Origin of the sequence: Corynebacterium comes, assembly GCF_009734405.1 — a bacterium.
Classification (GTDB): domain Bacteria; phylum Actinomycetota; class Actinomycetes; order Mycobacteriales; family Mycobacteriaceae; genus Corynebacterium; species Corynebacterium comes.
The window spans coordinates 1,664,096-1,689,211 of record NZ_CP046453.1 but is presented as its reverse complement, the minus strand read 5'-3'; the positions used below and the strand labels follow the sequence as shown (position 1 = coordinate 1,689,211).

At 67.9% G+C, this 25,116-nt stretch carries 21 protein-coding genes; 13 read left to right on the top strand and 8 right to left on the bottom strand.

What is annotated here, in order from left to right; all coding sequences use genetic code 11:
* Positions 1–30 precede the first annotated feature (30 nt).
* Positions 31–1,011: an alpha/beta fold hydrolase gene (locus CETAM_RS08140; protein WP_156228396.1), complete on the bottom strand. Its 981-nt coding sequence runs from the start codon at positions 1,009–1,011 to the stop codon at positions 31–33.
* Between the two features lie 247 nt (positions 1,012–1,258).
* Here CETAM_RS08140 and mqo point away from each other — a divergent pair, with 247 nt between their 5' ends.
* A complete protein-coding gene (mqo, locus tag CETAM_RS08135; protein WP_156228395.1) occupies positions 1,259–2,761 on the top strand; it encodes a malate dehydrogenase (quinone) in 1,503 nt (500 codons plus the stop codon).
* A 56-nt stretch (positions 2,762–2,817) separates the two neighbouring features.
* On the opposite strand, the gene CETAM_RS08130 is transcribed toward mqo, so the two are convergent.
* Together CETAM_RS08130 and CETAM_RS08125 are read right to left on the bottom strand one after the other, a co-directional pair.
* A complete protein-coding gene (locus tag CETAM_RS08130) occupies positions 2,818–4,419 on the bottom strand; it encodes an ABC transporter permease (RefSeq protein WP_156228394.1) in 1,602 nt (533 codons plus the stop codon).
* The gene (locus CETAM_RS08125; protein WP_156228393.1) at positions 4,416–5,321 is read right to left on the bottom strand and encodes an ABC transporter ATP-binding protein; all 906 of its coding nucleotides are present in this window, start codon (positions 5,319–5,321) and stop codon (positions 4,416–4,418) included. The genes CETAM_RS08130 and CETAM_RS08125 overlap by 4 nt, the downstream gene beginning before the upstream one ends.
* Before the next feature lie 148 nt (positions 5,322–5,469).
* On the opposite strand from CETAM_RS08125, the gene CETAM_RS08120 reads away from it, so the two are divergent.
* Positions 5,470–6,360, top strand: coding sequence for a VOC family protein (locus CETAM_RS08120; protein WP_156228392.1), 891 nt, complete (start codon positions 5,470–5,472; stop codon positions 6,358–6,360).
* Between the two features lie 2 nt (positions 6,361–6,362).
* On the opposite strand, the gene CETAM_RS08115 is transcribed toward CETAM_RS08120, so the two are convergent.
* Complete coding sequence (locus CETAM_RS08115) at positions 6,363–7,739, bottom strand: protein adenylyltransferase SelO (protein ID WP_156228391.1); 1,377 nt, start codon at positions 7,737–7,739, stop codon at positions 6,363–6,365.
* A gap of 53 nt (positions 7,740–7,792) precedes the next feature.
* Between CETAM_RS08115 and cobA the strand changes: the two genes are divergently transcribed.
* Both cobA and CETAM_RS08105 read left to right on the top strand, forming a co-directional pair.
* Positions 7,793–8,533, top strand: a complete 741-nt coding sequence (gene cobA, locus CETAM_RS08110) for a uroporphyrinogen-III C-methyltransferase (RefSeq protein ID WP_156228390.1) — start codon at positions 7,793–7,795, stop codon at positions 8,531–8,533.
* Between the two features lie 84 nt (positions 8,534–8,617).
* Positions 8,618–9,850, top strand: coding sequence for a multidrug effflux MFS transporter (locus CETAM_RS08105; protein ID WP_156228389.1), 1,233 nt, complete (start codon positions 8,618–8,620; stop codon positions 9,848–9,850).
* 11 nt (positions 9,851–9,861) lie between these two features.
* Here CETAM_RS08105 and CETAM_RS08100 read toward each other — a convergent pair whose 3' ends face one another.
* Together CETAM_RS08100 and yaaA are read right to left on the bottom strand one after the other, a co-directional pair.
* Entirely contained in the window at positions 9,862–10,983 is a 1,122-nt protein-coding gene (locus CETAM_RS08100) for an ATP-binding protein (protein WP_156228388.1), read from the bottom strand.
* A gap of 52 nt (positions 10,984–11,035) precedes the next feature.
* Positions 11,036–11,767 carry a peroxide stress protein YaaA gene (gene yaaA, locus CETAM_RS08095; RefSeq protein ID WP_156228387.1) on the bottom strand — a complete coding sequence of 244 codons (732 nt, stop codon included), beginning with the start codon at positions 11,765–11,767 and terminating at the stop codon, positions 11,036–11,038.
* Between the two features lie 32 nt (positions 11,768–11,799).
* On the opposite strand from yaaA, the gene CETAM_RS08090 reads away from it, so the two are divergent.
* On the top strand, positions 11,800–13,557 hold the full coding sequence (locus CETAM_RS08090) for a proline--tRNA ligase (protein WP_156228386.1): 1,758 nt from the start codon (positions 11,800–11,802) through the stop codon (positions 13,555–13,557).
* A 223-nt stretch (positions 13,558–13,780) separates the two neighbouring features.
* Here the strand turns inward: CETAM_RS08090 and CETAM_RS08085 are convergent, their stop codons facing one another.
* Both CETAM_RS08085 and CETAM_RS13930 read right to left on the bottom strand, forming a co-directional pair.
* Positions 13,781–15,718: an MMPL family transporter gene (locus CETAM_RS08085; protein WP_156228385.1), complete on the bottom strand. Its 1,938-nt coding sequence runs from the start codon at positions 15,716–15,718 to the stop codon at positions 13,781–13,783.
* Between the two features lie 21 nt (positions 15,719–15,739).
* Positions 15,740–16,543, bottom strand: coding sequence for a DUF4439 domain-containing protein (locus CETAM_RS13930; RefSeq protein ID WP_197085698.1), 804 nt, complete (start codon positions 16,541–16,543; stop codon positions 15,740–15,742).
* A gap of 33 nt (positions 16,544–16,576) precedes the next feature.
* On the opposite strand from CETAM_RS13930, the gene rimP reads away from it, so the two are divergent.
* The 8 genes from rimP (at position 16,577) to CETAM_RS08040 (ending at position 25,116) form a co-directional block, all read left to right on the top strand.
* Entirely contained in the window at positions 16,577–17,131 is a 555-nt protein-coding gene (gene rimP / locus CETAM_RS08075) for a ribosome maturation factor RimP (RefSeq protein WP_156228383.1), read from the top strand.
* Positions 17,128–18,120, top strand: a complete 993-nt coding sequence (gene nusA, locus CETAM_RS08070; protein ID WP_156228382.1) for a transcription termination factor NusA — start codon at positions 17,128–17,130, stop codon at positions 18,118–18,120. Before rimP ends, nusA begins: the two co-directional genes overlap by 4 nt.
* Positions 18,121–18,216: 96 nt before the next feature.
* Positions 18,217–18,528 (top strand): YlxR family protein, encoded by a 312-nt coding sequence (locus CETAM_RS08065; protein ID WP_156228381.1) that lies wholly within the window; start codon positions 18,217–18,219, stop codon positions 18,526–18,528.
* 109 nt (positions 18,529–18,637) lie between these two features.
* On the top strand, positions 18,638–21,547 hold the full coding sequence (gene infB, locus CETAM_RS08060; RefSeq protein ID WP_156228380.1) for a translation initiation factor IF-2: 2,910 nt from the start codon (positions 18,638–18,640) through the stop codon (positions 21,545–21,547).
* A gap of 1 nt (position 21,548) precedes the next feature.
* The gene (locus CETAM_RS08055; protein ID WP_156228379.1) at positions 21,549–22,343 is read left to right on the top strand and encodes a metallophosphoesterase family protein; all 795 of its coding nucleotides are present in this window, start codon (positions 21,549–21,551) and stop codon (positions 22,341–22,343) included.
* Positions 22,344–22,436: 93 nt separating this feature from the next.
* Complete coding sequence (gene rbfA, locus CETAM_RS08050) at positions 22,437–22,874, top strand: 30S ribosome-binding factor RbfA (RefSeq protein ID WP_156228378.1); 438 nt, start codon at positions 22,437–22,439, stop codon at positions 22,872–22,874.
* Entirely contained in the window at positions 22,874–23,827 is a 954-nt protein-coding gene (locus tag CETAM_RS08045) for a DHH family phosphoesterase (protein WP_156228377.1), read from the top strand. Before rbfA ends, CETAM_RS08045 begins: the two co-directional genes overlap by 1 nt.
* The gene (locus CETAM_RS08040; RefSeq protein WP_156228376.1) at positions 23,824–25,116 is read left to right on the top strand and encodes an MATE family efflux transporter; all 1,293 of its coding nucleotides are present in this window, start codon (positions 23,824–23,826) and stop codon (positions 25,114–25,116) included. Before CETAM_RS08045 ends, CETAM_RS08040 begins: the two co-directional genes overlap by 4 nt.

The window sequence follows — 25,116 nt, the reverse complement described above, 5'->3', positions numbered from 1 at the left end:
GGATCAACGAGGAATGGTCAGACGTCGAGTCTACCTGCGCTTCAGCCACCCGACCGTCGTGGCCAGCGCCTCCGTCAGCGGTTCCGGCCTCGAGAGGAACACATCATGCTTCGCCCCCTCGATGGGATGCACCGTCACATCGTCGCCGAGCAGCGGCGCACACCGCTTAATCTGCTCGGTGTCCAGGACGGTGTCCACCCCGGCCGACTCCTCCGAGTAGGGCTTCCCCAGCCGGGACCGCGCCGAACACAACGTGAGCACCGGGACACCCACGTTGATCTCTCCACGCTGCACCTTGGCCTGGGTGCGCAACACCTCACGAAGCCAGCCCAGGTACTTCCGGTGGCCGCGCAGCGGCTTGAAGTTGACGTCGAAGTCCCACTCGCCGTGGTGGTCACGGTGGATCGACATGCCGTAGGAACCCAGGTTGCCGCCGGGCACCTCCAGGCCGGGCAGCAGTCGGCCCAGCACCCCCACCAGCGGCCGACCCAGGGCCACCGCCGCCCGCGGGTACATCATGTCCAGGAACGGCGAGTTGAGGACGATGCCGCCCAGCTTCGAATGCCGGGCGGAGTCGTTGCGCGCCAGATGAGCCGCCCACAACGGCACGATCATCCCGGCGGTGGAGTGCGCGATCGGGGTGACGTCCGGGTGTACGGCCGTGATGATGTCCAGCGCGGCCGTCAGCTCCGGGAAGTAGTGCCGGAAGTCCTCGCTGTAGTGCCACCGCTGCCCCTCCTGGCAGGAACGCCCACATTTCCGCAGGTCCAGGGCATAAAAGGCGTAACCGGCCTCATCCAGTGCGCGGGCCACATGCTCATGGAAGAAGTAGTCGGTCATCCCGTGCACCCACAGGACGGCGCGTTTCGACGCCGCCGGCTGCCCGTAGCGCACCAGGGTCGCCACGATGTCACCCTCACCCTCGGGATCTGGCCCCAGGTTGATGTCACAGGCCTGGAAATCGGGCCCGAGGAGATCCTCGTGCCACTCGGAAACATCAGCAACAGTCATGGACACCACTCTATGACGAGTCCGGGGGTGGCGGTCGGGGGAATGCGGGGTGTCGGGAAGTTCATGAAATGCCGACCTTCTACCCACCCGCCCCATATCCAGGGCGTAAGGTAAACGGTTACCGGACAAGGGGAGCGGACTTCCGCCGAGGACGGATCGGCCGCACCCAGAATTGTCCTGCCCGCCGGGAAGTGTGCCGCCACCCGGCGTGGGCCACAACCTTCGACGACGAATGAGGTAATTCAAGGTGTCCACTGACAAAACGAACGCTGCCAAGATCACTGACGAGGTCGATGTCGCCCTCGTCGGTGCGGGTGTCATGAGCGCCACCCTGGGTGCCATGATCCGCGAGCTGGAGCCGAGCTGGTCCCAGATGATCTTCGAGCGCCTCGACGGACCCGCCCAGGAGTCCTCCTCTCCGTGGAACAACGCCGGTACCGGCCACTCCGCACTCTGCGAGCTGAACTACACGCCGGAGAAGAACGGCCGCATCGATGTGTCCAAGGCCATCGACATCAACGAGAAGTTCCAGGTCTCCCGCCAGTTCTGGTCCCACCAGGTCGACAACGGCGTGCTCGCTGACCCGGGCGACTGGATCAAGCCGGTCCCGCACCTCGCCTTCGCACAGGGCCATGACCAGATTGACTACCTGCGTCGCCGCCATGAGGCGCTGAAGGACAACATCCTCTTCCCGGGCATGGAGTTCGTGGACGACGAGGCCAAGTTCGCCGAGCGTCTGCCCGTCATGGCCGAGGGCCGCGACTTCGATGCGGAGAAGGTCGCCTACTCCGGCACCGACGTGGGCACCGACGTCAACTTCGGCACCCTGACCAAGCAGTTCCTGACCGCCGCCGAGGCCTCCGGCACGGAGATCCGCTACGGCCACGAGGTCAAGAACCTCAAGAAGGACGGCAAGCACTGGAAGATCACCGTCAAGAACGTCCACACCGGTGACACCTCCGTGATCCGCGCCAAGTTCGTCTTCGTCGGCGCCGGCGGCTACGCCCTCGACCTGCTGCGCAAGGCGGGCGTCCCCGAGGTCAACGGCTACGCGGGCTTCCCGGTCTCCGGCATGTGGCTGCGCTCCACCAACCAGGAGCTCATCGAGAAGCACTCCGCCAAGGTCTACGGCAAGGCGAAGGTCGGCGCCCCGCCGATGTCCGTCCCTCACCTGGACACCCGCGTCATCGACGGCGAGAAGGGTCTGCTGTTCGGCCCCTACGGCGGCTGGACCCCCAAGTTCCTCAAGGAGGGTTCCTACCTCGACCTGTTCAAGTCGATCCGCCCGGATAACATCCCCTCCTACCTGGGTGTCGCGGTGCAGGAGTTCGCACTGACCAAGTACCTGGTTTCCGAGGTGGCGAAGGACTTCGAGAAGCGACTCGTCGATCTGCGTGACTACGTCCCGTCCGCCAAGGCGGAGGACTGGGAGACCGTCGTCGCCGGTCAGCGCGTTCAGGTGATCAAGCCGACCGCAGCCCCGCGCTTCGGCTCCCTGGAGTTCGGCACCACCCTGATCAACGGCAGCGACGGTTCCATTGCCGGTCTGCTGGGCGCTTCCCCGGGAGCCTCCATCGCCCCGGCCGCCATGCTGGAACTGCTGGAGCGTTGCTTCGGTGAGCGGATGATCGAGTGGGGTCCGAAGATCTACGAGATGATCCCGTCCTACGGCGTCAAGCTGGGCGACGACAAGAAGATGTTCGACGAGCTGTGGGATTACTCCCAGAAGACCCTGCGGCTGGCACCCTAGCCTCCCTCAGGCACGCGCCCCCTCCGCTTTCCGGCGGAGGGGGCGTTGTCCTTTGCTCAGCCCTCGACGAGGTCGCGGCGTCGGAACCCGACGAGGCCGAGAACCAGGAAGGCCAGCGCGAGGAGCGTCATGATGATCAGCGGGAGGGGGTCGACCTCCGTCCCGGGCACTGCGGGGGTGTGCCAGACCGGGGTGGTGCTCCGTGCCCAGTCGGGGAGGCGGAGCAGCTCGCCGAGGAAGAGAACGAGGATGGCCCAGGCCAGATAGAACCAGGTGAATGCGATGAGCCTGGGGGCCAGGCCGAACACCATCACCGCCAGCGTGCCGTGGAGCAGTACTGCGGGGAGGTAGACGAACGAGGCCGCCGTCATGTCACCGATCCACCTGGCGTCCCCGGAACCGAGGGCGATCCCGACCCCGAGTCCGAAACCGAGGAGAATGAGCACGGCGGCCGCCTCCGCAGCCACTACGGCGAACCAGCCGGCCAGAAGTCGCCACTGGGAACTGCCGCTGAGGAACATTGACGTCATCCGCCCCTCACGTTCCTCCGTGCGCAGGTGCAGCACCGCCAGGACCAGGAGGATGGCGGGGCCGAGACTGAGGTAGGACAGGAGCATGGCACCGAAGGAGCTGGTCAGATCCGTCAGATCGAGGACGACCCAGTCGTCGAGCGCGGGCATGACGTCTATCACGTCCTCCAGCTCGTCTGCCAGGGTGCCGAAGGCCACCGCGAAGGAGAACAGGCCCACCGCCCAGATGAGGAAGGTCGGGCTCTCCAGCCGCGAGGCCAGCCCGGCGGGGGAGAGCAGACGCGCCGACGCTCGTGCAGGGCCCGGTCGGCCGTGCCCCATCCCAGAGCCGAGGTCCCGGCGCCCCACCAGCCAGAAGGCCAGGGCTGCCAACGCGAGGGCGGCGACGGCGGAGAGCGCCAGCGGCCACCATCGCAGATCGGCGTAGAGCCGGGTCTGTTGCGGCCAGGCCAGCGGGGAGAACCAGGAGAGCCAGGACCCCTGGTAGTCGATGACGTCGCCGGCGGCACGGATGAGGAAGGTCGCCACGATGGCGGCGATCCCCAGCCCGGAGGCTGCCCGTGCGCTGTCGCTGAGTTGCGCCGCGACGGCCGCGGCTGCGCCGAAGACCATCCCGGTCAGTGCCGTGCCCAGTCCGAAGGCCAGCGAATCGGGGACCCTCATGCCGGGTATGAGCAGGCCTGCGGAGACGGCCCCGCCCAAGGCGACGCTGGCCAGCGCGACGAGGATCATCGAGGCCGTCGGCGCCGCCATGCGCCCGACCGGCAGCGCGCGCAGCATCTCCAACCTGCCGGACTCCTCGTCGGCCCGGGTGTGCCGGACCATGAAGAGCACACCCATGACCGCGGCGACGATGAACGCCCACAGGGAGAGCTCGCTCGCGACCATCAGGCCCATCGTGTAATTCTCGAGCCCGAACACAGGGCCGGACATCATCACCGTCGCGGGGTTCGCACCCAGCATTCCCCGGGCCTGCAGACTCAGCGGGTCGGAGAAACTGGTCTGGAGTGCGTCCACGCTGGCCCACACCACGACGAACATCGACAGGACCCACACGGGCAGCCGGAACCTGTCCAGGCGCAGGTACAGCCGCAGGAGTCGGCCGGTGCCGGTGAACTGGGTGGTCATCGCTCCGCCTCCTCGCCGGTGCCGTAGTGGCGGAGGAAGAGATCCTCCAGCGACGGGGGCGTGATCGTGAGGTTCTGCACCCCCATGTCGGGAAGCATCCGCAGAACGTCGTCCAGGTTGTGGTCCTCCACCTGGAACCGGAACCTGCCCTCGTCCACGGCGAGTTCGTGGACCCCCGGAACCGCCGCCAGACGCCGGGGGTCGGCGGTGGCGGTGCCGGCGACCGCGGAACGGGTGAGGTGGCGCAGCTCGGACATCGTCCCGTGTTCGACGTCCCGGCCCGCCCGGATGATCGTGACGGAATCGCACAGCTTCTCCACCTCGCCGAGGATGTGGCTGGACAGCAGCACGGTCCGGCCTTCGTCGCGACGCGCACGGATCTCCTCGGTGAACAGTGATTCCATCAGTGGATCCAGGCCGGCCGTCGGTTCGTCGAGAAGATAGAGATCGACGTCGAGGGACAGGGCGGCGATGAGCGCGACCTTCTGCCGGTTGCCTTTGGAATAGGTCCGGGACTTCTTCCTGGGGTCCAGTTCGAAGCGTTCGATCAGCTCGTCCCGGCGCCGGCGCAGCGCCTCGGAGCGCTGATGGCGGGTGAACAGGTCGATGGCCTCCCCACCGGTCAGGTTGGGCCACAGATTCGTGTCGCCGGCGACGTAGGCCAGGCGGTGATGCAGCTCCACCGAATCCCGCCACGGGTCCCTGCCCAGGACCCGGGCGGATCCGGAATCGGCGCGGAGCACGCCGAGCAGGACACGGATGGCGGTGGACTTGCCGGAACCGTTGGGGCCGAGGAATCCGCGGACCTCACCGGCCGGCACCGTCATGGTGAACTCGTCCAGGGCACGGGTGGAACCGAAGGTCTTCGTCAGGTTGGTCATGGTGATGGCGGTGTCACTCATCGTGTCTCCTGGTGCTTGCAGAGGTCGCAGGGATACCCGTTCCCACCAGTCTAAACGCGGTTCTCCTCGGCCGACCATGGTTCAGACGCACCCTCGGGGAGTAACGTGATGCGCATCACCCCCGGTGTCCCACGGAAAGAGATCTGACATGCAGACGATCATCCCGCACCTCTGGATCAACCGCGTCGGCGATGACGCGACGGACTTCTACGTCTCCGCGCTGCCCGACACCACTGTCGTGCAGAAGTGGACCTACCCGCCCGACGACCTCCTCGATTTTCAGCGGGAGTTCGGAGGCCAGACCCTGACCGTGGAGCTCGACGTCGCGGGCTACCGCCTGGCGCTGATCAACGCAGGCGATGAATTCACGCCGACCCCGGCGATCACCTTCTTCCTCAACTTCGACCCCAGCCAGCGGGAAGACGCCCGCGGTGACCTCGACCGCACATGGGAGAAACTCTGTGACGGCGGTCAGGTTCTGATGGACCTGGGCGAGTATCCCTTCAGTCCCCGTTACGGCTGGGTCCAGGACAAATACGGGGTGAGCTGGCAGCTCATGCTCACCGACCCCGCCGGGGAGCCCCGTCCCTTCGTCGTCCCCGACCTGATGTTCTGTGGCCCCGTCCAGAACAAGGCCGGGGAGGCGGTCGACTTCTACCTGTCGGTCTTCCCGGACGCGGCACTGGGCAATCGTGTCCACTACGACCAGCCGCACGGGCCTGCCACCACGGATTCGGTGCTCTTCTCTGAATTCCAGATCCGCGGCGAATGGCTGGCGGCGATGGACTCCGCCGTCGAGCAGCCCTTCACGTTCACCCCCGGTGTCTCGCTCCTGGTCAACGCCCGGGGACAGGAGGAGATCGACCGGCTCTGGGACGCACTGTCGGCCGTACCGGAGGCGGAGCAGTGCGGCTGGCTCCAGGACCGCTACGGGGTGAGCTGGCAGATCGCCCCCGAGAACCTCAATGAACTCCTGGAACGCCCCGGCGCTTTCGGAAGGTTGATGGAGATGAAGAAGATCGTCATCGACGACCTCTGACGCTAGGTGCCGCAGAAGGTGCGGAAGGTCTCGTCGAAGCCTTCCGGTGCAGGCTCCCGGAACTCCTGCCCGTGGTCGCTGTAGGGATCGGTGACCACGGACAGCAGGGCCAGGTAGGGCTCCAGGTTCCCGGATTCGGCCTCGGTGAGCGCGGCCTGGAGCAGGTGGTTGCGGGGGATGTGCCGCGGATGCAGCCGGTCGAGTGCGGCGGTGTCGGGGGACAGGGCCTGCCAGTCCTCGACCCACTCCCTGCCCACGATGTCCGCCAGCGCGGTGGGGGAGTCGACGAGCAGCCGGTTGGTGGTGGTGAGATCCGGGGCGCGTTCCTCCAGGAGTTTCAGCCAGCGTTCGGCGATCCCGGCGTCGGATGTCCCGAGTGCGCGCGTGAGTTCGCGCTGCTGGGCCTTCTCCCAGACGTCGGGGAAGTCGTCCATGGCGGCCTGCGCCTTGTCGACGGCCGCGTTCTCGTCGGCGTCGAAAAGCGGGAGCATCGCCTCGGCCAGACGGGCGAGGTTCCAGCCCAGGATGGGTGGCTGGTTGCGGAAGGCGTAGCGGCCGTGGGCGTCGATGGAGCTGAAGAACGTGGCCGGATCGAAGCGGTCGAGGAAGGCGCACGGCCCGTAGTCGATGGTCTCGCCGGACAGGGTGGTGTTGTCGGTGTTCATCACCCCGTGGACGAAACCGAGCCGCATCCACTTCGCGATGGTCTCCGCCTGGGCGTGCATGACGGCCCGGAAGAACTCCTCGTGGGTGCGCAGGGAGGGATGGTGGCGTTCCCGGGCGTAGGTGGACAGCCGCTCCACGAGATCAGGGGAGCCGATCAGGCGCGCGTACTGCACGGTACCGATGCGCAGGTGGCTGGCGGCCGTGCGGACGAGCGCCGCGCCGGGGACCACGCCGGCGCGCTGGATCTTCCGGCCGGTGGACAGGACGGCGAGCGCGCGGGTGGTGGGGACGCCGAGGGCGTGCATCGCCTCGGAGATGAGGTACTCGCGCAGCATGGGCCCCAGTGCGCCGCGGCCGTCGCCACCCCGGGAGAAGACGGTGGGACCGGTGCCCTTGGTGTGCAGGTCACGGACCCTGCCCTCGGCGTCGGTGAGCTCGCCGAGCAGCAGCGCCCGGCCGTCGCCGAGCCGGGGAGAGAGCTGGCCGAACTGGTGGCCGGCGTAGCCCATGGCCACCGTCCGTCCTTCGTTCCGGCCGAGGAGGAAGTTCACGCCCTCGGGGCTGCGGAGCCAGTCGGGGTCGAGGTCGAGCTCCCGGGCGAGAGATTCATTCAGCACCACCAGGTGGGGATCGGGTTGTTCCTCGCCACGTGCCGCGTGGACGAGCTCGGGGAATGCGTCGGCGAAGCGGTGGTCCAGGTGTGGTGCGCTCATACCCCCAGGCTAATGACATATGCGGCCGGAGTCAGCCCCTAGACTTATCTGCCATGACTGCAGTATCTTCCACCACCGGTTCCGTCACGCTCGTCGGCGGTGGTCCGGGCGCCTGGGACCTGATCACCATCCGGGGACAACGTGCCCTCGAGCGGGCCGACGTGATCCTCACCGACCACCTCGGTCCGGCCCACGACCTGGCCCAGCTCTGCGACACCACGGCCAAGGAGATCATCGACGTGTCCAAGCTGCCCTACGGAAGGCAGGTCACCCAGGAGAAGACGAACGAGCTCATCGTCACCCACGCCCTGGCGGGCCGCAACGTGGTGCGCCTGAAGGGCGGTGACCCCTATGTCTTCGGTCGTGGCTTCGAGGAGTTGACCGTCTGCCGGGAACACGGCATCCCGTGTGAGGTCGTGCCGGGCGTGACGTCGGCGGTGTCGGTGCCGGCGGCGGCGGGCATTCCGGTGACTCAGCGTGGAATGGTCCACTCCTTCACGGTCGTGTCCGGACATCTGCCGCCGGGACACAGGAATTCCCTGGTCAACTGGCGTGCGGTCGCCCAGTCCGGAGGGACGATCTGTGTGATCATGGGCGTGAAGAACGCGCCTGTCATCGCAGAGGAGCTTCTCCGGGTCCTGCCCGCGGACACCCCGGCGGCCGTCATCCAGGAAGGTACGACCGACGCCCAGCGCGCGGTGCGCTGCACCCTGGGCACGCTGGGTGCCAGCATGGTGGAGCACGGCATCGGTGCGCCGGCCGTCTACGTCATCGGCGAGGTCGCCGGCCTCTGAACATCCCTGCGTACCCCCCGGGGTATGCGATGCTATGGTTGTTGACGCTTACTCAAAAACCATTGTCAAGAAGCGGAGATATCCATGACGAACACCACCCGGGTGACCCCGGCATCGGGCGCGAAGGCAGTGATCCCCCCGATCATCCTCGGTGTCCTCGCGCTGGTCTCGGCTGTCGAGCCACTCTCCATCAACATGTACCTGTCGGGCCTGCCTCAGCTCGGCCGCGACCTCGACCTCAGCCAGGCCGGCGCGCAGCTCACGCTCACCTTCTTCCTGGCGGGCATGGCCATCGGCCAGCTCGTCATGGGCCCGCTTTCCGACGCCCGCGGCCGCCGCGGCCTCTTCCTCGCCGGCGTCGTGCTGCTCGTCCTCGCCACCGTCGCGAGCGCCCTGGCCCCGCACGCCTGGGTCCTGTTCGCCTCGCGTTTCGTCATGGGCCTGGCCGGCGGCACCGCCGTGGTGCTGGCCCGCGCCGTCGCCGGTGACCTGGCCAAGGGGCCCGAGCTGGCCCGGGTCTTCTCGCTGCTCATGCTGCTCGGCGGCCTGGCACCGGTCATCGGTCCGGTCGTCGGCGGCCTCATCGTCGACGGGGTCGGCTGGCGGGGCGTGTTCTGGGTCCTGACTGTCCTGAACCTGCTCATGGCCGTGGCGGTGTGGCGTTTCATCCCCGAGACCCTGCCCGCCGGGAACCGCTCCACCGGTGGCCTGCGCCCCCTGCTCGCGGCGATGGGCGGCCTGCTCGCCGACCGCGCCTACGTCGGCTTCACCCTGGGCTTCATCTTCAGCTTCTCCACGATGTTCGCCTACGTCTCCGCCTCGCCCTTCATCCTCCAGGACCACTACGGCTTCACGCCGGTGCAGTTCTCGATCATCTTCGCCGTGAACACAACCGGCATGTTCCTCGTCGCCCTGACCAATGCACGCCTGGTCCGCCGGGTCGGGCCGCTGCCGCTGGCGAAGATCGGCAACGCGGTGCTGCTGCTGGCGGTGGTCTACCTGGTCACCGTCGCGCTTCTCGACGCCTCCCGGTGGTTCCTCCTCGCCGGACTCTTCGTCGTCGTCGCGTCCATGGGCGTGAACTTCGCCAACAACTCCGCCCTGGCCATCTCCCGCGCGGGCAAGGTCAGGGGCTCCGCGTCGGCGTTCATGGGCTCGGGCCAGTTCATCATGGCGGGCCTGCTCTCCCCGCTGGTCGGCATCGCTGCCGCGGCCGGCATGTCCCAGCCGGTGGCCATGAGCGTGGTCATGCTCGTCACCGCCGTGATCGCCACGCTCGGCGTCTGGGGCGGGGCCCGGGCGCTGCGGCGGGAATGACGACGCTCCGTCTAACTGACCCGCGTCCGGCGCCCCTGCGAACGCAGGTGCTCGGCCATGTAGGGGAGCGTGAAGGAGACCCGACCCCAGGCGGGCGCCTCGATGAGGCCGCGGTCCATCAGTTTGCCGCGGGTGTCGGTGGCCTGGTTCGGCTTCTTGCCTACCGCCTCGGCGACGTCGCTGGAGGGGACGGTGGTCTCGCCCGGCTTCATCAGATCGGCCATGGCACGCAGATAGGCGACCTGGGCGGCCGGCACACCCTTGAGTGACGGCGCGTGGACCTGGGCGCCCATCGTCTCGATGGCCTCCTCCGAGATGGCGGTGACGTCGTCATCGGTGATCCCGTCCGCGGTGTGGTCCCACGCCAGGTAGCCCACCAACTGGACCAGGTAGGGGTAACCCCGGGCGAGCTGGACCGCGGACTGTGCCGAGGAGTCGTCGAAGGGCCGGCCGGAGTCGGCGGCGGTGGCGGTGAGGGTGGCCAGGGCGTCGGCGTCCGTGAGGGGACCCAGCTCGAAGCGGCGCGCCCGGCGGAGGAAGGTGGTGCCCGGTAGGTCGAGGAGCCGGTTGATGCCGTGTGTGAGCCCGGCCATGACCAGCGCGACCTGCTGATCGTCGCGGATGAGGTCCTGGTAGGTGGTGGCCAGCCGGCTCAGGGCCTCCGGGTCGGCGTCCTGGACCTCGTCGACGGTGATGAGGACGCCCGTACCGCGGAGCAGACCCAGCAGTTCGCGCAGCCGGGAGTTGAGGGTGGGGGTGGGGAGTGGGACGTCGAGAAGCTCGGTGTCGACGCGGCCCAGGCCGCCGACGGTGACGGCCGTGACGGTGCGTGTGGGTGGGGGAGACAGTTCATGGATCCGGCTCGGGATGGTCGAGTCCACCAGCGTGGCGATCATGTCCGCCCGGCCGGTGGCCCGCAGGACGATCCAGCCGCGTGCGGCCGCGATGTCCTCGAGCTCCGTGAGCAGGACGGTCTTGCCGATCCCGCGGGCGCCGTCGATGATGAGGCTGCGGTTGGGGTCGCCGGGGTTGCCGTCGATGGCGTCCGTGAAACGGTGGAGGATCAGCGTGCGGCCGGCCCAGAAGTAGGGGGAGGCACCGAAGGTGGGGCGAAACGGGTTGCGTCTGCTCATGCTCGCCAGCCTACCGCGCTGCGCTCGTTGATAAATTGATAAATTGCCCCGATCACACCACCAGCGTCAGCGCGTTCGCGCTGTGCTGTTCGACCGTCATGCCCGCGTCCGCGGCGATGGACGCCACGCCCGCCGCATCGGTCGCCGGTACCGGCGAGAGCGCCAGGACCCGGGCCAGCTCGCCTTTGTACTGCTTGTTGAAGTGGCTGACCACCTTGCGGGAGCCGTCGGGCCGCACGGACTCCACACGCACCGTCACCGCGGAGTCGACCCTGCCCAGCTGCTGGTAGGCGCCGGAGCGCAGGTCCACGACCAGCCCGTCCACCGAGGAGAGCGCCTCAGACACCGACGTACCCCACCGGGCCTTCATCGTGGGGGCCGAACCATCCGCGCCGGGCAGTTTCGTGCCACCCGAGAGCCGGTAGCGGGGGATCGGGTCGAGCGCGCGGAGGACACCGAACAGGGCGGAGCCGACGGCGAGGCGGGACAGGGCGGCGTGGGGGAGCGAGGGCGCATCCAGGGCGTCGAAAAGCACGCCCGTGTAGCGGTGGATGGCAGGCATGGTCGCGGAGCTCCGCAGGGCGAGGTTGGCCTCCGCCTCGGCGCGGAGTTTCTCCGAGATCCCCAGCACCCCGAGCGCCTCCTCCACCGGCAGCGCCGCCAGATCGGCCACCAGCTCCTCCCGCACGGAGTTCAATCCGGGAAAGGAGAGTTCAGCCAGGTCAAGGGTGGGACCGGAGCCGCCGGGGGCCTTGGTTTCGGAAGGTGGGAGCACGATCAGCATGTCCAGCAGGGTACCGGGTAATGTGACTGCTCATGATCACACGTCTGTCCACGCTGTTCCTGCGCACGCTGCGCGAAGACCCCGCCGATGCCGAGGTCCCCAGCCACAAGCTTCTTGTCCGCGCCGGCTACATCCGTCGCGCCGCCCCGGGTGTCTACTCGTGGCTGCCGCTGGGCCTGCGGACGCTGCGCAAGATCGAGGACGTCGTGCGCGAGGAGATCAACGCGATCGGCGGCCAGGAGCTCCTCTTCCCGGCGCTGCTGCCGCGCGAGCCCTACGAGACCACCGGCCGCTGGACCGAGTACGGCGATCATCTCTTCCGCCTGAAGGACCGCAGGGACAACGACATGCTCCTGGGCCCCACGCACGAGGAGATGTTCACCTCGACGGTGAAGGACCTGTACTCCTCGTACAAGGATTTCCCCGTCACGCTGTACCAGATCCAGACCAAGTACCGCGATGAGGAACGCCCCCGCGCCGGCATCCTGCGCGGCCGTGAATTCGTGATGAAGGACTCCTACTCCTTCGACATGGACGACGAGGGTCTCGAGGCCTCCTACCAGGCACACCGCGGCGCCTACCAGCGGATCTTCGACCGCCTGGGCGTCTCCTACGCCATCTGCCGGGCCACCTCCGGCGCCATGGGCGGATCCGCCTCCGAGGAGTTCCTCGCCATCAGCGAGAACGGTGAGGACACCTTCGTCCGCGCCACCGACGGCGACTACGCCGCGAACGTCGAGGCCGTGGTCACCCAGCCGGGCACCGAGCGTCCCGTCGAGGGCCTGCCCGAGGCCGTCGAGCATGACACCCCGGACGCCGAGACCATCGCCACCCTCGTGGACTGGGCCAACGCCGCCGGTGTGCTCATCGACGGCCGCCCCGTCACCGCCGCCGACACCCTCAAGTGCGTGGTGCTCAAGGTCACCGAGCCGGGCGCCGAAGCCCCCGAGCTGCTCGGCGTGCTCGTCCCCGGCGACCGGGAGGTGGACATGAAGCGCCTCGAGGCCGCCCTCGAGCCCGCCGAGGTCGCCATGGCAGAAGAGGGGGACTTCCGGAAGAACCCCTTCCTGATCAAGGGCTACGTGGGCCCGCGCGGCCTGGCCGCCAACGGCGTCCGCGTCCTCGCCGATCCGCGCGTGGTCACCGGCACCGCCTGGATCACGGGCGCCGACGCCCCCAACCGCCATGTCGTCGGCCTCGTCGCCGGCCGTGACTTCGAGGTCGACGGCTTCATCGAGGCCGCCGAGGTCCGCGAGGGCGACCCCGCCCCGGCGGGCCAGGGCAGCCTCACCCTCGCGCGCGGCATCGAGATCGGCCACATCTTCCAGCTCGGCCGCAAGTACACCGAGGCCTTCGACGTGCAGATCCTCGACGTCAACGGCAAGCGTGCCATCCCCACCATGGGCTCCTACGGCATCGGCGTCTCCCGCCTGATGGCCGTCCTCGCCGAGCAGCGACACGATGACAAGGGCCTCAACTGGCCAGTCGAGGTCGCCCCGTACCAGGTGCACGTGGTCGTGGCGAACAAGGATCAGGCGGCTCTGGAGGCCGGCGAACGCATCGTGGCGGAGCTCGACGCCGCCGGCATCGAGGTGCTTTTCGACGACCGCGCCAAGGTCAGCCCCGGCGTCAAGTTCAAGGACGCAGAGCTCCTGGGCATGCCCTTCGCCGTGATCCTCGGCCGCTCCTTCGCCGACGGCACGGTGGAGCTGCGTGTCCGTGGCGGCGAGACCCTCGAGGTCGCCGCAGATGAGGCGGTGGCCAAGGTCGCGGAGCTCGTCCGCAGCTGACTCCGGCCCTGACGGCAACACCCTCGACCACCCGCTGTCTGCCGGGGGTCGAGGGTGTTGTTGCGTCTGTGGTCCCGTGTCGGTCCTGTGTCGGTCCCGTGTCGGAAAATACGACGCTTCGCACATGTCGACAAATACGAGTCGACGTATTCTTATAGGCCCAGGTCGAGGGGAAGAAGTGGTGCGGGCCTCGTCAGAAAATACGGGTCAGCACCACGGACCCCTAAGAGACGTCGGTGGTGTTCACCCTGCCCGGCCACCAGAACTTCTCGCCCAGCAGCTGCACCAGCGCGGGGATGAGCAGCGTCCGCACGATCATGGTGTCCAGCAGCACGCCGATGAAGATCACGATGCCCACCTGCGCCAGCACCACCAGCGGCAGCACGCCCAGGGCGGCGAAGACGGCCGCCAGCAGCACACCGGCGGAAGTGATGACGCCACCCGTGGCCGAGAGTGAGCGCAGCACGCCCTCCTCCGTGCCGTGGGTCTTCGCCTCCTCCTTGGCGCGGGTGATGAGGAAGATCGAGTAGTCGATGCCCAGCGCCACCAGGAAGACGTAGGCGTAGAGCGGGGTCGAGGCGTCGAAACGCTCGAAACCGAGGAGACCGGTGGACACCCACCAGCCGAGACCCAGCGCGGCGATGTTGGTCAGCAGCACCGTCGCGGTCATGATCACCGGTGCGACGACGGACCGCAGCAGCACCATCAGTGCGAGGAGCAGCACCAGCAGGATCACCGGGAAGATCAGCATCCGGTCCTCGGCGGCGGAGGCCTCGGCGTCGTAGAGCTCGGCATCCTGTCCACCCACGAGTGCATCCGTCCCCTCGAGGGTGTTGCGCAGCTGCTCCGTGTCCGATCCGCTGACCTGGAGGATCTCCCAGCCCCCGACGGGTTCCTGGGGACGGACCGTGGCGCCCGACTGCTCCAGGAGCGTGGTCACGGCCGGCGCCTCCTGCGTGACGACGACCGCCGGTGTCGCCTGCTGGTCAGGGAACTTCTCCTCCAGCGTCGCTGCCGCGGTGATGGACTCCGGGGTGTCGATGAACTGCTCGGCCTGGCTCAGGCCCGTGCTGATCTGCAGCGCACCCAGGCTGGCGGCCCCGAGGAGGATGAGGGACACGGCGGTGACGAGGGCCGGCCGTACGCGGACGACCTGACCGATGCGGTCCCAGAACCGGTGGTCAGGTTCGTCGTCCAGGCGCGGGACCTTCGGCCAGAAGACCCACCTGCCGAACAGGAGCAGGATCCCGGGCAGGACGAAGACGGCGAAGATGAACGCGATCAGGATGCCGATCATGGACGCCAGTCCCAGGCCACGGGTGGTGGGTACCGCAGAGAGCAGGAGGCAGGCCACGCCCAGGATCACGGTGACCGCGGAGGCGAAGACCGTACGGACCGTCGGGCCCCAGGCGGCGGCCATTGCCGCGAAGCGGTCCTCGTGACGGTGGAGTTCATCCCGGTAGCGGGAGATCAGCAGCAGGGCGTAGTTGGTGCCGGCGCCGAAGACGAGCACGGAGAGGATGCCGGAGGTGGACTCGTTCCACGAGGCCCCCAGGACGTCGAGGACCCACGTGTAGGCGATGGCCGCGAGCCGGTCGGCCACGGCGATGACCAGCAGCGGGATGATCCACAGGATGGGGGAGCGGTAGGTGATGATGAGCAGCACCGCCACAATCACGCCCGTCACCGCGAGGAGCAGGAAGTTCGCCCCTTCGAAGACGCCGGCCAGATCGGCCTGGATGGCGGCGGGGCCCGTGACCTGGGCGGTTACTCCGGCGGGGAGATCAGCTCCGGCGTCGGCCCGCAGCTCGCCCACCTTGTCGGCGTTGTCGCTCAGGCCTTCGGAATCCACGGTCACGGGCACGAGTGCCGCCGTGAGATCCTCGTTGGGGATCAACGGGCCACCGAGCTCGGCGGCCTTCGCCCCGAACACGGCCGGGTCGAGTGGGGCGTCACCGGTGAACAGGACGATGGCGGTGTCGCCGTCATCGCCGGGGCGTTGCTGGAGGATCTCCGACACCCGCGTGGAATCCACGTCGTCGGGCAACACCGCGGTGGGTGAGGAAGGAGGGGAGGCCGCCCCGAAAGACATGGCCGCAATTCCGAGCGCTATCAGGACAAGGGCGAGCCAGCGGAAGGCCCGCATGGTGGAGGTTTTCACCGTTCACACGTTACCGGAGTCTCAACCCCCCACGTGGGCCTGAGCGGCGGTTTCCACCTCGGCGGTACCGCGCACCGCGAACTCCCGCCAGGGGCCTGCGGTTGCCGAGACCGCGGCCGCCAGCCAGGTCCGGACGAGGTCCTCCTCCAGACGGGTCACCAGCTCCTCCGCGCCCGCCGCGTCGACGGGCTCCGAGATGCCCGCGAGCTCATAACCGGGCTCCGCCACGGGCACCTCGCCGTAGGGTGAGAGGACCTCGCGGAGGATGCGGATGCGGACTTCGTGGGCGTCGAGAAGCTCATCGACGGAGTCGCGGCGCGCGGGATCGAGGTATGCGCGGGCGACGCCGAGGCCCCAGGCCGTGGCGTACTCACGGACGAGCAGCTCACGCGCGGTGTCGGCGTCCGTGCCCAATTCGACCCGGGTGGGCAGGTCGGCGGGGGCTTCGGCCGCCAGGTCCACCGCCTGACGGATCGCCAGCGCGTGGGATTCGGCGGGCACGGTCGCCTTGAGGGTGAGGGCGAGGGAGTCGTTGATGTTGACCTCGGGGAGGGCGGTCGCCTCAGCCTCGAAGGCGCAGGACTCGGGAACGGTGCCGTCGGCGTGGGTGCCGCACAGTCGGGTGATCTCGGCGCTGAGCTCCTCCGCGTGGCGGGCGCGCAGCTCGGCCTGCCCGCCGCTGAGCACGGCGGCGTCACTGGCTGCCCGGTCAGCGAGCGCCGCGACCTGCGGGTTCGGCCGTGGACCGAGCACTGACGTGACGTCCTCGACCGTGCAGGAGGTCAGCAGCGGCACGGCGAGGAGCAGGGCGAGTCGACGGTTCACAGCCGACACCCTACCCGGGATAGGCTGGTGGGCATGGCATTCCCCGGCGAAGACGAACTAGTCACTCTGATCACTCCCCTCACCGAATCGTGCGGCCTCGACATCGAGGGTGTGAAGGTCACGCGCGCGGGCCGCAAGTCGGTGGTCAGCATCCGGCTGGACTCGGATTCCCGCCCGGATCTGGATCTGCTGGAGTCGGTCTCCCAGGAGATCTCCGCGCTTCTCGACGCCGCCGAGGAGCGCGGCGAGGTCAACCTGGGAGCCGGCTACACCCTCGAGGTCTCCACCCCGGGCGTCGACGCCCCGCTGACCCTGCCGCGCCACTGGCGTCGCAACCGCAACCACCTGGTGGAACTCACGGAGGACGGGCAGACGTCGGTGTGGCGTGTCGGCCCGGTGGCCCCGGACCAGACCGCCGTCGTGCTGGTGCGCTCCGGGAAGAAGGACCGCGAGATGCGGGTCCTGGAATTTACGGAAAATACCCGAGCGGTGGTAGAAATTGAGTTCGCTACACCCCCGGCAGTGGAAACCGAGCTGACGGCACTCAACTATGACCAGGCCATCGCCTGGCAGGAGGAAAACAAGTGAATATCGACATGGCTGCGCTGCAAACCATCGAAAAGGAGAAGAGCATCCCGGTGGATGACATGCTCCAGACGATCGGTGGCGCACTCATCCAGGCTTATCGTGAGTACCGTGGCGACGAGGGGGACTCCCGCGCACGCGTGGACATCGACCGGGCCAACGGCTCCGTCACGATCATCGTCTCCGAGCTTGATGAGGAAGGGGCGGTATCCTCCGAGTACGACGACACCCCCGACAACTTCGCACGACTGAGCGCCCAGGCTGTCCGCGAGGCCATCGTCAAACGCCTCCGTGAGGCGGAGAATGTCCGGCTCTTCGACGAGTACCAGGGCTTCGAGGGCAGCGTTGTCTCGGGCGTGGTGCAGCAGGACGACAACGCGAACTCGCGCGGCATCGTCGTGGTCGAGCTGGGAACCGAGAGTGATCCGCAGGACGGCATTCTGCTGCCGGCCGAGCAGATCCCGGGCGAGAAGCTCAAGCACGGCGACCGCGTCAAGGCGTTCGTCGTCGGCGTGAACAAGGGTTCGCGCAACGTGCAGATCAACCTGTCGCGCACCCACCCGGAACTCGTCCGCGGCCTGTTCGAGCTGGAGGTCCCTGAGGTGGCCGACGGTTCCGTCGAGATCCTGGGCATCGCCCGCGAGGCCGGCCATCGCTCCAAGGTGGCCGTCGCCGGCAAGATCAAGGGGCTCAACGCCAAGGGCGCCTGCATCGGTCCGCGTGGACAGCGGGTGACCAACATCATGAATGAACTCAACGGAGAGAAGATCGACATCATCGACTTCTCGGAGGACCCGGCAACCTACGTCGGCAACGCTCTGGCTCCGTCCAAGGTGGTCCGCGTGGAGATCACGGACGCCGAGGCGCAGACCGCGCGGGTCACCGTGCCGGACTACCAGCTTTCCCTGGCGATCGGTCGGGAGGGGCAGAACGCCCGTCTCGCCGCCCGCCTCACGGGATGGAAGATCGACATTCACTCGGACGTCGATTAGTTCCGAACTTGGTGGGAGTTCAATTTCAGGTGAAGATAGCGTAAACTATTGGATGGCCCATGTGCCGTTGATCAACAGGCTTTATGTAGGAGACGAATGACGCAGCCCCGTGAGATGCGCATACGTACCTGCATCGCCACCCGCGAGCGCAAGCCCGATACGGAGCTGCTCCGGGTGGTCGTCGATCCCAGGGACGGGTCCCGCCTTCTGGCGGATCCGTCTCGTAGGCTTCCCGGAAGGGGAGCCTGGATCACCCCTGATATCGAGGCACTCGAGCTGGCGGAACAACGCCGCGCCTTCGGGCGGGCGTTCCGGATGCCCGGGAGCAACCTGGACACAGGTGACGTACACACGTACCTCGCAGCGCAAGCTGCCGGACCCGACATTGTAAGGAAGACCGAAAACTGATGAAAACACCACGATGAAGCATCAGCAATGAAAGTCACAGACATCGTCTAGAGGTCGAGTTCCCTTTCCGGGGCTTAACTCGATCTCTGACACAGATTAGAGGAGTAAAGTGCCCGGAAAGCTACGCGTTCACGAGCTTGCAAAGCAGCTCGGCGTAACCAGCAAAGAATTGCTCACCACGCTGAAAGAGCAGGGTGAGTTCGTCAAGACCGCATCGTCCACCGTGGAACCCCCCGTGGTCCGGAAGATGCTGGATGTCTATGAGAAGGAGGCCGCCCCCAAGCAGGGAGCAGCCCCCTCCTCCAAGCCCGGCCCCAGGCCCGGTGGCGCCCCCAAGCCGGGTGCCGCAGTGAAGCCCGGCCCGAAGCCGGCTGCACCGGCCCCCAAGCCCGCAACTCCGGCTCCGGCTCCGGCAGCGAAGCCTGCCGCCGCCAAGCCGACCCCGGCCGCGGCGCCGGCCCCCAGGCCCGCAACTCCGGCTCCGGCTCCCGCAGCAGCGAAGCCCGCTGCCGCTGCCGCAGCCCAGCCGACCCCGGCTGCGGCCCCCAAGCCTGCTGCTGAAACGGCCACGCCCGCTGCCGCGGGCAAGCCGGGCCCGAAGCCGGGTCCCGCAGCCAAGGCCGCCCCCAAGCCGGGCGGCGCACCGAAGCCGGGCGGCGACCGTCCGACCCCGGGTTCCGCCATGCCGCGACCGATGCCCCGTCCGGGTGGTCGTCCGCGCGTCGCCAACAACCCGTTCTCCTCGGGTGGCGGCGATCGTCCGGCCCCGCGTCCCGGTGGCGGCCGTGGCCAGGGCGCACCGCGTCCGGGTGGCCAGGGTGGTCAGGGCGCACCGCGTCCCGGCGCTGGCGCTGGCGCCAGCCGTGGTCAGGGCGCACCGCGTCCGGGCGGCGATCGTCCGGCACAGGGCGGCGGACGTCGTCCTTCTCCGGCGGCAATGCCCACTTCCCAGGCTCCTACCCCCGGCCAGATGCCCCAGAAGGCTGCCGCCCCAGGCCGTGGCCGTGGCGGCGGCCAGGGTGGCGCCGGCGGTCGTACCGGTGGCGGCACCGGTGGCGGTACCGGCGGCGGTTTCCGTGGCGGCGGACGTCGCGGTGGCACTGCAGGTGCCTTCGGTCGTCCGGGCGGCGCACCGCGTCGTGGCCGTAAGTCGAAGCGTCAGAAGCGTTCCGAGTACGAGGCAATGCAGGCGCCGAACGTCATCGGCGGCATTCGTCTGCCCGACGGCCGTGGCGAGTCCATTCGTCTGCGCCGTGGCGCCTCGCTGTCTGACTTCGCGGAGAAGATCAACGCTGATCCGGCTGCACTGGTTCAGGCTCTGTTCAACCTCGGCGAGATGGTCACCGCGACCGCCTCGGTGCCCGAGGAGACCCTGCAGCTGCTGGGTGCAGAGATCAACTACGTCGTCCAGGTCGTCTCTCCGGAGGACGAGGACCGTGAGCTGCTCGAGTCCTTCGACCTGCAGTTCGGTGAGGACGAGGGCGGCGAGGCTGACCTGGCCAAGCGTCCGCCGGTGGTGACCGTCATGGGTCACGTCGACCACGGTAAGACCCGACTGCTGGACACCATCCGTAAGGCTGACGTCGGTGCGGGTGAGGCCGGTGGCATCACCCAGGGCATTGGCGCGTACCAGATCCGTCGTGTCATCGACGGCCGCGAGCGTCCCATCACGTTCCTGGATACCCCGGGCCACGAGGCGTTCACCGCCATGCGTGCCCGTGGTGCCAAGTCGACGGATATCGCGATCCTCGTGGTCGCCGCCGACGACGGCGTCATGCCGCAGACGATTGAGGCCCTCAACCACGCGAAGGCGGCCGGTGTGCCGATCGTCGTCGCGGTGAACAAGATCGATAAGCCGGGGGCTTCCCCGGAGAAGATCCGTGGCCAGCTCACCGAGTACGGCCTGGTTCCGGAGGAGTACGGCGGCGACACCATGTTCGTCGACATCTCCGCGAAGCAGGGCACCAACATCGATGAGCTGCTCGAGGCCGTCATCCTCACCGCGGATGCCTCCCTGGATCTGCGCGCCAACCCGGACATGGACGCACAGGGTGTCGCCATCGAGGCGAACCTGGACCGCGGTCGCGGTCCTGTGGCCACCGTCCTGGTTCAGCGCGGTACCCTGCGCGTCGGCGACTCCATCGTGGTGGGTGACACCTACGGTCGCGTCCGTCGCATGATTGACGAGCACGGCCACGACGTGGAAGAGGCGGGTCCGTCCCGTCCCGTCCAGATGCAGGGCCTCAACGGCGTCCCCGGCGCCGGCGACAACCTGCTCGTCGTCGAGGATGACCGTCTTGCCCGCCAGATCGCCGCACAGCGTGACGCCCGCAAGCGTTCCGCCGCACAGGCACGTGCCCGCAAGCGCGTCTCCCTCGAGGACCTGGATTCGGTGCTCAAGGAGACTTCGGTCCTCAACCTCATCCTCAAGGGCGACAACGCCGGCTCCGTCGAAGCGCTGGAGGAGTCCCTCCTGAAGATCGAGATGGAGGACGAGGTCGAGCTGAACATCATCGACCGCGGCGTCGGTGCCGTCACGCAGACCAACGTCTCGCTGGCCTCCGCTTCCGATGCGATCATCATCGCCTTCAATGTTCGCGCAGAGGGCAAGGCCACTGAAGAGGCCAACACCGAGGGTGTGGAGATCCGCTACTACACCATCATCTACAAGGCCATCGAAGAGGTCGAGGCTGCTCTGAAGGGCATGCTGAAGCCGATCTACGAGGAGCGCGAGGTTGGTGTCGCGGAGATCCGCGCAACCTTCAGGGCCTCCGCCATCGGCCTGATCGCAGGTTGCATGGTCGAGAGCGGCAAGGTGCGTCGTAACGCAACTGCCCGCCTGATCCGTGACGGTAACGTCATCGCGGAGAACGTGAAGATCGAGTCCCTGCGACGTGAGAAGGATGACGTCACCGAGGTCACCGCAGGCTACGAGTGCGGTATGGTCCTGTCCTACCCGAACATCCAGGTCGGCGACAAGGTCCAGGTCTTCGAGCAGGTTGAGGTCCCGCGCGACTAGCATGACGCGCACCCTGTGGTCCGTTTCGGACCTGCACGTCACCTGGCCCGCCAACCGCGAGCGCATTGAGCGCCTGCGGCCGGCGGATCCGGGGGACTGGCTCATCGTCGCCGGAGACGTGGCCGAGCGTATCGACGTAGTCGTCGACACCCTCGCCCGTCTCCGGCGGCGTTTTGCCCGCGTCATCTGGACGCCGGGCAACCATGAACTTTTTGCCCGCAGCACAGACCGGTTCAAGGGGCGGGAACGCTACCTGCGCCTGGTGGAGCTGCTGCGGGAGGTGGGCGTCGATACGCCCGAGGACGACTTTCCCGTGTTCGGGGGCGTCACGGTCGTGCCGCTGTTCACCCTGTACGACTACTCCTTCCGGCCACCGGGAACGAGTGTCGCAGAGGCGCTGCTGCGGGCCCGGGAGGCGCGGGCCATGCTCGACGACGAGCTGCTCATCGCGCCCTACGTCGACATTCCGACCTGGTGTGCGGAGCGGGTCGCCTACTCCCGTGAGCGGCTGGCAGCCCTCGGAGGGCCGACGCTGCTGGTCAATCACTGGCCGTTGGTGGTGGAACCGACTCTGCGCATGGCAAAGCAGGAGATGGCACTGTGGTGCGGAACGACCGCCACCCGCAACTTCACCACTGACCACCACGCCATCGGCGCGATCCACGGTCATCTGCACATGCCGGAGGAGATCCGTGTCGACGGCGTCCCACACTTCGACGTCTCCCTCGGCTACCCCTTCGAGCAGGAGCGGATGCCGCGGCGAGCCTGGCCGCTACCGGCCCTTCAGATCCTCTGATGGTGCCCCGGGGCGGGGATGCTCAAGGCTCGGGAGGCGTGCGGGGTAGAATCTGTGGAAGTTCTGAGTACGACTATCAAGGAGACTCCCGACATGGCAGACAACGCCCGCGCCGGCCGAATGGCAAAGCGCATCCAGACCATCGTGGCCTCTGCCATCGAACGCGAGGTCAAGGACCGCCGCCTGGAGCTGGTCACCGTCACCGATACCCGGGTGACCGGTGATCTGCATGACGCGACGGTGTACTACACGGTCCGCGGACAGTCCATCGATGACAAGCCCGACTATGACACCGCCGCCGAAGCCCTCCACCGCGCCCGCGGTCAGCTGCGCAAGATCGTGGGTGACCAGCTGGGTGTGCGTTTCACCCCCACCCTCTCCTTCGAGGTGGATACCGTTCCGGAGTCCTCGGCCCACATGGAGGGCCTGTTGGCCCGCGCCCGCGCCCGTGACGCGGAGCTGGCGAAGCTGAAGGAGAACGCGAAGCCGGCCGGCGACGCCAACCCGTACAAGACAGAGGGCGATCAGTAGTGCCGCCCTACGCGGAGGCGGCGGCGGCGATCGAGGCTGCGCACAGCGTCGCCGTCATCGGTCACGTGCGCGCTGACGCGGACGCCATCGGTTCCGTATGCGCCACGGTGGGTGCCCTGCGTCAGCTGGGCAAGCAGGCGGTGGGGCTCATCGGACAGTCCCATCCCTTCGCGGACAACCTGCGCACCATCCCCGGTGCGGAGGAGATCGCGCTGGCCGATTCGCTTCCCGACGTCGACCTCATCATCACAGTCGACTGCGGCTCACTCGACCGCACGGGAACGCTCGCCACTGCGGTGTCGGCGCGCGCGCAGGACACCGTGGTCATCGACCACCATGCCTCGAACCCCGGTTTCGGCCGGGTGGACCTGATCGATGTCCAGGCCGAATCCACGACCACGGTCCTCGGCCGACTCTTCGAGCACCTGGGCGTCACGCTGGATCAGCCGATCGCCCACGCCCTGTACGCGGGCGTGCTCACCGACACCGGGAGCTTCCGGTGGGGCAGCCCGCAGATGCACACCTTCGCGGCCCGTCTCATGGAGACCGGTCTGGATGTCCGTTCCATCGCCGTCGACCTCCTCGATTCCGGCACCGTCGTCGACCTGCGCATGATGGGACGCGCCCTGTCGAGCGTGGAGGTCCATGAGGCCGGTGACTACCGGTTGGCGGTGATCGTGGCCGACCATGACCTCATCCGGACGGGATCGTTGCCGGCGGTCGAGGGCCTGGTGGATTTCGTGCGTTCCCTGCAGGGCACGAATCTGGGCGTGGTGTTCAAGGAATCCCTGCCTGACCTCTGGCACGTCTCGCTGCGGTCCAACCAGATCAACGTCGCACTGCTCGCCGTCGCTCTGGGCGGCGGCGGGCACACACCGGCGGCCGGCTACACCGCCCACGGCACCATCGAGGAGGTCCTGGAGGAACTGCTGGGGGAGCTGCGGGCGTCGTGACTGTCTCCGCCAGGCAGATCTTCGCACTGGCACTGCCCGCCCTCGGCGTTCTCTCCGCCACCCCGCTCTACCTGCTTCTCGACACCGCCGTCATCGGCCGTCTCGGCTCCTTCGAGCTCGCGGCCCTCGCCGTGGGCACCACCGTCCAGTCGACGGTGACCACGCAGCTGACCTTCCTGTCCTACGGGACCACTGCGCGTGCCTCCCGGCTCTACGGTTCGGGGCAGCGCGACAGGGCCGTCGCCGAGGGCGTGCAGGCCACCTGGGTGGGCCTTGCGGTGGGCATGGCCATCGCCTCGTTGATCTGGCTCTCCGCCGGGCATATCGGTCTGTGGCTCTCGGGTGACGAAGCCACGGCAGCGGCGGCGGCCGAGTGGCTGCACATCGCCGCCTTCGCCATACCGCTGACGCTGGTGGTCATGGCGGGCAACGGTTGGTTGCGAGGTGTCCAGGACACCCGACGGCCGCTCTGGTTCACCCTGGCGGGAGTCATTCCGGGGGCGGTTCTCATTCCCGTGCTGGTGGGGAGGTTCGGACTGTCGGGTTCTGCGATGGCCAACGTCGTGGGTGTGTCCATCACCGCCCTGTGCTTCCTCTTCGCCCTGGCCCGGGAGCATCAGGGCAGTTGGCGGCCGGACAGGTCGATCATGCGTCGGCAGCTGGTCATGGGCAGGGACCTGATCCTGCGGTCCCTGTCCTTCCAGGTGGCCTTCGTGTCGGCGGCCGCTGTGGCCGCGCGTTTCGGCACCTCCTCCCTGGCGGCGCACCAGATCATGCTGCAGCTGTGGAACTTCATCACGCTCGTTCTGGATTCGCTCGCGATCGCCGCGCAGGCGCTGACGGGGGCGGCGCTCGGTCGGGGATCGGTGGGCGTGGCGAAGCAGGTGGGACAGCGGGTGATCGTGTACTCGCTGGTGTTCGCCGGGGTGCTCGGAGCTGCGTTCGCGGCGGGCGCCCACGTGATTCCGCGGCTGTTCACCAACGACGGATCCGTCCTGGCGATCATCACGGGGCCGTGGTGGGTGATGATCATCATGATCGTCCTCGGCGGAGTCGTCTTCGCCCTCGACGGCGTGCTGCTGGGCGCCGGTGACGCCGCCTTCCTGCGGACGATCACCCTCGCGTCCGTCATCCTGGGTTTCCTGCCCGGCGTGTGGATCTCCTTCGCCGTCGACGGCGGCCTGACCGGCATCTGGCTGGGGTTGCTGGCGTTCATCGTCATCCGGCTCCTCGCGGTGGTCTGGCGCTTCCGGTCCATGGCGTGGGCTGTGGTAGATACTGAGGGATAA